Genomic DNA, 6,310 nt, shown 5'->3' with positions numbered 1-6,310 from the left:
ATGCTTCTCGTGAGCAAATGCAGGGTATCGGACAAATCAATACCGCCGTAACCCAGCTCGACCAAATGACCCAAGAGAATGCTAAAATCGCCGCTGAAGCTGATAATATCGCTAACAACACGATTGAAAAAGCACAAGCGATGGTTACCGATGCCTCTAGCAAAAACTTCGTTGGTAAAAGCGATATTCAAGCTACAGTTCACATGCATCAATCAACTGCAAGACCTCCCCACAAAACAGTCTCACGCAGTGTCACTTCACATGCTCCGAGCAAATCATCGGCTAAAAGCCATGACGATGATGTTTGGGAAAACTTCTAATATCTAACTTCACTTAGAAATCTATTATCTGATCAGGTACGCATGTAAATGCGTACCTGATACTAATTCTTACTCAAACGTATAATGATATTTTTGATTATGAATTACCCATCAAGCACCTAATGCCCTAAGGAGAAATCCCACACATGAAACTATTGCTTTTAGAAAACACTCATAGTTTTGCACTCTCGATCATTAATTTTCTCACTACGCTAGGACATGATGTCAATCACTTTGACGGAAAAGCTGATTTTTTAGAGATGATTCGATCCGGTCCTTATGATGTGTTTTTACTTGATCTTAATGCTTCCAATGAGATATCTGCCGATTGTATAAAGGGTATTGTAAAGATTTTCCCTCAAACGCCTATCATTCTTTTAAGCAGCACTCACGATTTATATGTTATTGAAAAAGCATTGGACCTAGGATGCAGTGATTATATAAAAAAACCGTTTGAGTTTAAAGAACTGGAATTAAAAATCAGACAATTCAATAAAAACATTTTTCCGATCAAAAGCTCTTTAATTTCTTTGAGCCAAAACTATGCTTATGATACAGACACCTCTTCATTGTATTATAAAGGACTAATACAAGCTTTTACTAAAAAAGAAAAAACTCTTCTGGCTTTATTTATGCTCAATAGAAATAAATTCATCACCGAAGAACAAATCTCTTTAGCCCTCTGGAATAATCGTTTCGCAGAATCAACAACTATACGTTCCAATATTTATCGATTGCGTAAAAAACTCAAAGAAGATTTTATTCAAACTTATCGTCAAGAGGGATATATATGGGAAGACAACATATATTCCTAATGTCTTATCAATCATTACCTCGCATCTAGTAAATCAGAAAATTTTTCCAAGTAGAAACTTTGCATTAACTGAGTCTTGCTTGGAAGCAGTTTCAAAAAAAGTTATAGCTTTTTTATAATCCAGTTCAGTACCTCTTCCAATCTTATAAATATTTCCTGCAATGACACATCCTTTGGCACTCCCTAAAGTACATGCTTTTTCAGATAATTCCAGTGCTGTTATATCTGCATTATCATCTAATGCCAGTTGAGCTTTGTTCTGCCAAAATGGTTGGATTTTCATCATTATAATCACTACCAAAGACTAATGCACAGAATAGCAAAGTTAAAATTGTTTTTTTCATTTTTTACCTTTGTATAATTGCAATAGATAATAACCAACACGAATGTCAATCGCATGACTTTTGAAAATTATGCTTAAAATGTATCAATGCTCTCATAAGTGTTACAGAACCAAACCACCTACCCCCAAATAAAAATACTTTTTCTCAGAAACCTCATTCAAAAACTCACCTTAACTCAGCAGCCTATAGGCAGTCATCCTCATTAAGAAACAGCTTTTCCGCTATAATTTCGATAATTATAATATATATTATTTCAGAGTAACTCATTGCCGGTTTTTAAACCCCTATCAAGCTTTAAAATTGCAGATTAATTTCAGTTCTCGAAAAAGAAAATTTTGATATTTGCGAAGGATGGGGGAATAATTAGCTAAAAGACTATAATAGCTCATTATTTTATTGAGCCGAATGGCTCAATAGTTTAAATCAGACTGTTTTCTTAATTAACAATTTGTCCAAATCTTCTTTTACATTTCCAGTTAGGTGTAAATTAAAGTTTTCTGCTAAAAAGTTAAAAATATCTTCGTTTACAAATTGTGGCGGTTTTGGTCCAAGATATATATCTTTTATCCCTAAACTAAATAGTGCCAATAATATTATGACAGCTTTTTGTTCCATCCAGCTAAGGACGATAGAAATCGGAAGATCGTTAATCGGAGTATTGAGTGCTCCGCTAATGGCTTTTGCAATCTCTACCGCACCGTTACTGTCATTACATTGACCTAAGTCCAAATACCTAGGTATCTGTGTCCCTTCTATATTGCCAAAATCTATATCGTTAAACCTGAACTTTCCACAACTAGAAGTAATGATCACACAATCGCTCGGAAGATTTTCCGCCATTTCTCGATAATAATTTCCGGCATTTCCGGGTGCATCACATCCTGCAATTACAAAAAATTGAGATATCTTTTTACTTTGTACCGCATCTAAAATTTCCGGAGCCAATGTTAAAATTGTTTTATAGTGATGACCTGTGGTTAAAGTTAGATCATCCGCCATATTTGTATCTTCACATGCAAGTGTTTTCTCTATAAGCTCACTAAAATCATTATTTAAAATTTCTGTTCCGCCTTCTATACCAACAATCTTATAGGTAAACACTCGATCCAAATAATCCACATCTTTTTTTGGTGGTACGATACAGTTTGTATTTACGACAAAAGTACCTTTGAATCTTTTCATAAGCTCGACCTGATCAAACCACGCTTTACCGACATTGCCTTTTAGATGAGAATATTTTTTAAGCTCAGGGTATCCATGAGCCGGAAGCATTTCAGAGTGCGTATAAACATTTATCCCTTTGCCTTCCGTAGCTTTTAGAAGCGCTTCAAACATCTCTAAATTGTGCCCGCTTACAAGGATGGCTTTTCCTTGAACCATATTTTGAGGAACAACTACAGGCGTAGGAATACCGAACTTAGCGGTATGTGCATTTGATAATTTATCCATCACATCAACACCAGCAGAACCAACTTTCATAAGCTGTTTAATATGATCCCCAAAATTAAAGTTTACATTTGTTAGTGTAAAATAAAGTGTTTCACTCATTACATCATCAATTGCTTTTGTCTGTGTAGGCTCCAACTCATTTAAATGTTCTCTATATGCTGCCAAACCTTTTAAACCAAAAATCATTATGTCTTGCAATCTCGCAAGGTTTTCATCTTTCCCGCATACACCGACACTAGCACCTGTACTACCGCAACCATTGGGTGTACTCATTTCACATTGATAACAAAACATATATTTCCTTACGTATTAGTTTACGCCGAAATTATAGCTCTAACCATTAACATAGAAATTGACATACATCAAGATCTATAAAAAACCTCATTCAAAAAATCACCTTAACTCAGCAGCCTATAGGCAGTCATCCTCATTAAGAAACAGCTTTTCCGCTATAATTCGACCACTATAATATATTTTATTTCAGGGTTACTCATTGCCGATTTTTAAAGTCCATACCCCCTATCAACCTGCCGGTGATCAGCCCGTTGCTATCGATGCTCTCGCATCGGGCATTAAAAACGGCGAACGCTATGTTTCCCTTGAGGGGGTAACAGGTAGCGGTAAAACGTACACGATGGCGAAGGTGATCGAGAGCGTTCAGCTCCCGACGATCATTATGACCCACAACAAAACCTTGGCGGCACAGCTTTACAGCGAGTTTAGAAGTTTCTTCCCAGAAAACCATGTCGAGTATTTCATCAGTTACTACGATTACTATCAACCCGAAGCGTATATTCCCCGCCAAGATTTGTTTATCGAAAAAGACAGCTCGATCAACGATGAGCTGGAGCGTTTGCGCCTCTCTGCGACCGCAAACCTTCTCAGCTACGATGATGTTATCGTCGTCGCCTCCGTCTCTGCCAACTACGGTCTCGGTGATCCGGAAGAGTATGAGAAGATGGTGCAGGTTATCGCTATCGGGGATGAAATCAACCAAAAAAAGCTCCTCCTACGCCTCGTTGAGATGGGATACGCCCGTAACGATACCTATTTCGACGGCGGGCACTTTCGGGTCAACGGCGAAGTCGTCGATATTTATCCCCCCTATTGGCAGGATCAAGCAGTGCGGATCGAATTTTTCGGGGATGAAGTGGAGCGTCTGACATTTTTTGAACCCCTCAGCAATACCATGACCGAAAAACAAGAGACGGTCACGATTTATGCTACCAGCCAGTTTGCCGTCGGTCAAGAGAAACTATCCCGCGCGATCAAGCGGATTGAGGATGAGCTAGGAGAACGCCTTAATGAATTAGACAAACAAGGAAAGATTGTCGAAGCACAACGCCTCAAACAGCGATGTGAATTTGACCTCGAAATGTTGCAAGCAACGGGTATGTGTAAGGGGGTCGAAAACTACTCCCGCCACCTCACCGATAAACTCCCTGGGGAAGCTCCGTATACCCTGCTCGATTATTTCACCCTCCATCACGATAAATTTCTCATCATCGTCGATGAGAGCCATGTGAGTCTTCCACAGTTTCGGGGGATGTTCGCGGGGGATCGAAGCCGTAAAGAGGTACTCGTCGATTACGGATTTCGTCTGCCGAGCGCCCTCGATAACCGTCCGCTCATGATCGATGAGTTTATGAACAAAGCACCTCACTATATGTTCGTCTCCGCTACCCCTGCCGCGCAAGAGATCGACATCAGTACTACCATCGCCCATCAGATCATCCGACCTACTGGGCTACTCGATCCGATCATTACGATCAAACCGAGTGAAAATCAGGTTGAAGATCTGCACGATGAGATCAAAAAAACAGTCTCACTTGGGGATCGTGTCCTCGTCACCGTACTCACCAAAAAAATGGCGGAAGCTCTCACGAAATACCTCGCCGATTTTGGGATCAAAGTGCAATATATGCACTCCGAGATCGACGCTATCGAGCGTAATCAGATCATACGGGGATTGCGTGTCGGTGATTTCGACGTCCTCATCGGGATCAATCTCCTGCGTGAGGGGCTTGACCTTCCCGAAGTGAGTCTCGTAGCGATTTTAGATGCCGACAAAGAGGGATTTCTCCGCTCTGAAACCGCCCTCGTTCAAACCATCGGGCGTGCCGCTAGGAATGAACACGGACGGGTTATTTTGTACGCGCAAAAGATTACCGGATCGATGGAACGCGCTATTGCCAAAACGACGGCACGACGGGAAATCCAAGAGGCATTTAACACCGAGCACGGAATTACCCCAACCACCACCAAACGCTCGCTTGATGAGAATCTCAAACTCGAAGATGTAGGTGATTTATATAACCGATCTAAAAAAGCGAAAACCCTCCCTGCGGCAGAGCGGAAAAAACTGATCGAAGAGCTGAACCTCAAAATGAGAGAAGCCGCCAAAAAACTCGAATTCGAAGAAGCGGCACGGCTGCGTGATGAAATAGCAAAAATAAGGAAATTATGATTTATGGATGACATGCTCAACAACCTCTCGACGTACGGCTATATTGTGCTCTTTCTCTACTCTCTGGGAGGGGGATTTGTTGCCCTTTTAGGTGCAGGAGTTCTCAGTTTCATGGGAAAAATGGATCTCTCCCTCTCCATCGCTATCGCATTCGCCGCGAACTTTATCGGGGATTCTCTCCTCTTTTACATGTCTCGTTACCATAAACGGGAAATGATGGATCATTTCAAAAAACACCGTCGTAAACTCGCGTTTTCTCATCTCCTCCTCAAACGAAACGGTTCATGGATCATTGTCGTTAAAAAATTTATCTACGGACTTAAAACACTCGTTACCCTTGCCATCGGTCTAACGAAATATGATTTTTGGAAATTCAGTGCTTATAATGCACTCGGTGCGGCGATCTGGGCGGTTGTTGTCGGAGGGGGAAGTTATATTTTCGGCGGTGCTTTGATCAAAACGTATGAGATTGTAGCCGATAAGCCTTATCTTGCTCCGCTTATGCTTGTTATCATCGGTGGGATTACTTGGTTTTATATCTCATCCGCCACGAAGAAAAAAGGTTAAAACACCAATTTCTCGTCCGTTTTTGGTCCCTCTTGAGCAGTTGCATCCGGTGCCGTAGAGGTATCGGTAAACGATTCCGTAGCATTGCTATCGCCACGTGATCCCACATAGACTCCGGCAGGGACATCAAAATAACGTTTCGTATTCGGATAAATACGTAACATATCTTCATAGTAATAGCGGAAAACCGGAGCGGCGGCACGCCCCCCTGTTTCACTTCGGCGCATTGGGGTGTTATTATCATGTCCGAACCATACGACTGTCTCTACACTCGGAGAATAACCAGCAAACCACGCATCAACATTGTTGTTGGTCGTTCCCGTTTTTCCGGCAATCTCGATCCCTCCGA

At 41.1% G+C, this 6,310-nt stretch carries 5 protein-coding genes and 2 pseudogenes; 4 read left to right on the top strand and 3 right to left on the bottom strand.

Annotation, left to right across the window (positions count from 1 at the left end):
* Positions 1 to 320, top strand: a pseudogene (locus tag JZU62_RS09885) (hypothetical protein); the annotation flags it as partial.
* Between the two features lie 146 nt (positions 321 to 466).
* The gene (locus JZU62_RS09880) at positions 467 to 1,135 is read left to right on the top strand and encodes a response regulator transcription factor (RefSeq protein ID WP_295014342.1); all 669 of its coding nucleotides are present in this window, start codon (positions 467 to 469) and stop codon (positions 1,133 to 1,135) included.
* Between the two features lie 33 nt (positions 1,136 to 1,168).
* Here JZU62_RS09880 and JZU62_RS09875 read toward each other — a convergent pair whose 3' ends face one another.
* Together JZU62_RS09875 and hcp are read right to left on the bottom strand one after the other, a co-directional pair.
* Positions 1,169 to 1,420 carry a hypothetical protein gene (locus tag JZU62_RS09875; protein ID WP_295014340.1) on the bottom strand — a complete coding sequence of 84 codons (252 nt, stop codon included), beginning with the start codon at positions 1,418 to 1,420 and terminating at the stop codon, positions 1,169 to 1,171.
* A gap of 481 nt (positions 1,421 to 1,901) precedes the next feature.
* Positions 1,902 to 3,221, bottom strand: coding sequence for a hydroxylamine reductase (gene hcp / locus JZU62_RS09870; RefSeq protein ID WP_295014339.1), 1,320 nt, complete (start codon positions 3,219 to 3,221; stop codon positions 1,902 to 1,904).
* A gap of 199 nt (positions 3,222 to 3,420) precedes the next feature.
* On the opposite strand from hcp, the gene uvrB reads away from it, so the two are divergent.
* A complete protein-coding gene (gene uvrB, locus JZU62_RS09865; RefSeq protein WP_295014338.1) occupies positions 3,421 to 5,394 on the top strand; it encodes an excinuclease ABC subunit UvrB in 1,974 nt (657 codons plus the stop codon).
* 3 nt (positions 5,395 to 5,397) lie between these two features.
* A complete protein-coding gene (locus JZU62_RS09860; protein WP_295014336.1) occupies positions 5,398 to 5,961 on the top strand; it encodes a DedA family protein in 564 nt (187 codons plus the stop codon).
* Here JZU62_RS09860 and JZU62_RS09855 read toward each other — a convergent pair.
* Positions 5,958 to 6,310 (bottom strand): annotated as a pseudogene (locus JZU62_RS09855) (penicillin-binding protein); the annotation flags it as partial. The gene JZU62_RS09860 and the pseudogene JZU62_RS09855 sit on opposite strands and share 4 nt — an antisense overlap.

Source organism: Sulfuricurvum sp., from assembly GCF_019163035.1.
Lineage (GTDB): Bacteria > Campylobacterota > Campylobacteria > Campylobacterales > Sulfurimonadaceae > Sulfuricurvum.
The sequence above is the reverse complement of the archived record's forward strand: the minus strand, read 5'-3'. Positions and strand labels throughout refer to the sequence as shown.

Bases quoted from the DNA above. Each gene is read 5' to 3' on its own strand.
- hcp (WP_295014339.1), bottom strand. From the start codon at position 3,221: ATGTTTTGTTATCAATGTGAAATGAGTACACCCAATGGTTGCGGTAGT.
- JZU62_RS09860 (WP_295014336.1), top strand. From the start codon at position 5,398: ATGGATGACATGCTCAACAACCTCTCGACGTACGGCTATATTGTGCTC.
- JZU62_RS09875 (WP_295014340.1), bottom strand. From the start codon at position 1,420: ATGATGAAAATCCAACCATTTTGGCAGAACAAAGCTCAACTGGCATTA.
- JZU62_RS09880 (WP_295014342.1), top strand. From the start codon at position 467: ATGAAACTATTGCTTTTAGAAAACACTCATAGTTTTGCACTCTCGATC.